This is a genomic window from Pantoea sp. Taur (assembly GCF_009830025.1).
GTDB lineage: Bacteria > Pseudomonadota > Gammaproteobacteria > Enterobacterales > Enterobacteriaceae > Pantoea > Pantoea communis.
The window spans coordinates 1-2429 of the sequence record NZ_SZZZ01000054.1 but is presented as its reverse complement, the minus strand read 5'-3'; the positions used below and the strand labels follow the sequence as shown (position 1 = coordinate 2429).

The following is a 2429-nucleotide window of genomic DNA, read 5'->3' as shown; positions in this document are numbered from 1 at the left end:
GAAGCTGGGTAGGAGCGCTACGGCCGCAGACTCACAGGTCATGAGTAGAGATGCTGGCCATTACCAGTACTCCATCTTATATATATTTTTACAATAGGTCTCGGGGCCACTGCCGTTTTAACCTTCGAGGAGGATTATAGGGATGAGTGATGGTGGATAATGATTGAGCCAGAGGATTAGGATGATTGGAAAGGTTTAGGTGGAATTTCGAGAATTTCGAAGGTATGAGGTCGAGGACAAATGGTATATTAAGATCATTATGTAGGGTTTTATTGGAGACATAATAGGGAGCATTGACAATAGTTCGGAGGACTTTAGATTGGAAGGATTGAATACGTTTGATATTCGTGTGTTTTGCAGTTCCCCACAGTTCAAGTCCGTAGGTCCAGATCGGTTTCAGGATGGTTTTGTATATAAGGAGTTTGTTGTCAAGTGAAAGGTGTGAGTTACGGTTTAGTAGTCTGTATAGTTGGCTGTATCTTCTGTTTAGTTCTTGTCTTTTAAGTCTCGTGTGTGGGTTCCAAGTTAGTCTTTTGTCAAGGAGGAAACCAAGATACCGCACTGTGTCGGATATGGGTAGAGGTATGTCATTGAAAAGGATGGGTGGGCAGGATCTGCGGCGAAGGGTAAATGTCACCTGCTTGCATTTTAATTCGTTGATCTTTATTCTCCATTCATTGCACCAATCTTCGATCTGGGAGAGGTGACATTGTAGGTTAAGGGAAGCTGTTTGAGGATCTGGATGGGACGATAGGATAGCTGTATCATCGGCAAAAGTTGCCAGGAAGGTATAGGGGTTGGTAGGGATATCAGAGGTGTACAAAATGTAGAGAACAGGGCCCAGGACACTGCCTTGCGGAACACCTGCCTCGATTGGATAACAACTGGAAAATTCGGTGCCGCAGCGGACTCGGAAGGAACGGTTAGAGAGGTAGGATCGGAGGACTAGGTATAAGGATTGGGGTAATAGGATTTTTAGCTTGCAAAGCAGGCCTTCATGCCATACCCGGTCGAAGGCTTGTGCTACGTCCAGAAATGCGCCTGTGCAGTATTGCTTGCTTTCAAGTGCATGGGATATGTGATCAACTACACGAAGGCCTTGTTGAACAGTAGAGTGTCGTGAGCGAAACCCAAACTGGTGTGGAGGAATGTTATGGGATTCAAGGATAAGTAGGATACGTTTGAGGAGGATCTTTTCAAAAATTTTTGAAAGAATCGGAAGTAGACTTATTGGCCTATAGGATGAAACATTATTGACTGGTTTACCAGGTTTTAGGAAAAGGATAATTATGGAGTGTTTCCACATCAGGGGAAAATGGGTTGTGCGAAGGATGCAATTGTATAGGTAAGTGAGGAATACAATCGCTTTTTGTGGAAGTTGGCGAAGGATCTGGGAGGTGAGGAGATCATATCCTGGAGATTTTCGGGTTTTTAACTTGTCTAGGAGAAATTTTACCTCAGAGGGGTTGACTGCTTTGGAAGGTAAGGATAGAGGAATCGGTGAGGTAAGGAAGTCGTTAGCTTTTGCTGTGTGGGTGGAATGGATTTCGGGGTGGGGGATAAATGTTTTGGAGAGGTGTTTGGCAAATTCTTCTGATCTGCTTTCATCTGACGCGGCCCAGGAACCATCTTCGCGTCGGAGTGGATGGGAAATAGGATGGTATTTTAAGATTTTTTTAGTAACATTCCAGAGGGAGTTATCGTAAGCAGATAGTGAGGAAAGGTGGGAATTATAGGATTGGGATCTGAAGTTAGCCAATTTCTTTTTAACTAGCTTGGTATAATGGTTGTATAATTTCCGATCATCAGGATGCCTGGTTCTTTGCCAAAGGGTTCTGGAACGACGTTTGGAATGGATAAGTTCTGATAGGTCTGGGGGTAAAGGATTTTTCTTGCTACATTTAGTGGAAGCAGGAGGGGAGGATGCAGTCCAAACTGCATGCTGGATCAGGGTAGTAAAGGAATTTACAGCATCGTCAAGGTCTTTGGGTGTTTTAAGGGATACTTTGAGGTCTATGGCATATGTTAGTATTTGGCGGAAGTGATTCCAGTCAACTGGTCCTCTGATGAATGAAGGTGGAGGAAGTTTAGGAATTGGGGAAAGGGAAAGGTTTAGGATTAGTGGACTGTGATCAGAGGAGAGGTCATCAAGGCGTTCAATGGAGTGATTTAGAGGGCCTAAGCCGGCATGGATGAAGAAGTCAAGGAGGTCAGGGCTGCGGTTTGGATCTGTTGGCCAATAAGTAGGAGTGTCGGGAGAAATGAAGCTGGAATTTCGGGAATTCAGTGCTGATAACAGTGGAGGAGCCGATGACCTCGCTTAACCCGGTGTTTACCGTGGGCGAGCAGATCGCCGAATCCATCCGTTTACATCAGGGCAAAAGCCACCAACAAGCGCAGGCCGAAGCACGGCGCATGCTGGATCTGGT

The 2429-nt window shown here is 45.2% G+C and carries 1 protein-coding gene and 1 pseudogene; one reads left to right on the top strand and one right to left on the bottom strand.

Annotated features, from left to right (window positions below; translation table 11 throughout):
- Positions 1–88 precede the first annotated feature (88 nt).
- A complete protein-coding gene (locus tag FD744_RS26035) occupies positions 89–1306 on the bottom strand; it encodes an RNA-directed DNA polymerase (RefSeq protein WP_373424456.1) in 1218 nt (405 codons plus the stop codon).
- A 995-nt stretch (positions 1307–2301) separates the two neighbouring features.
- On the opposite strand from FD744_RS26035, the pseudogene FD744_RS25805 reads away from it, so the two are divergent.
- Positions 2302–2429: pseudogene (locus FD744_RS25805) on the top strand (ABC transporter ATP-binding protein); the annotation flags it as partial.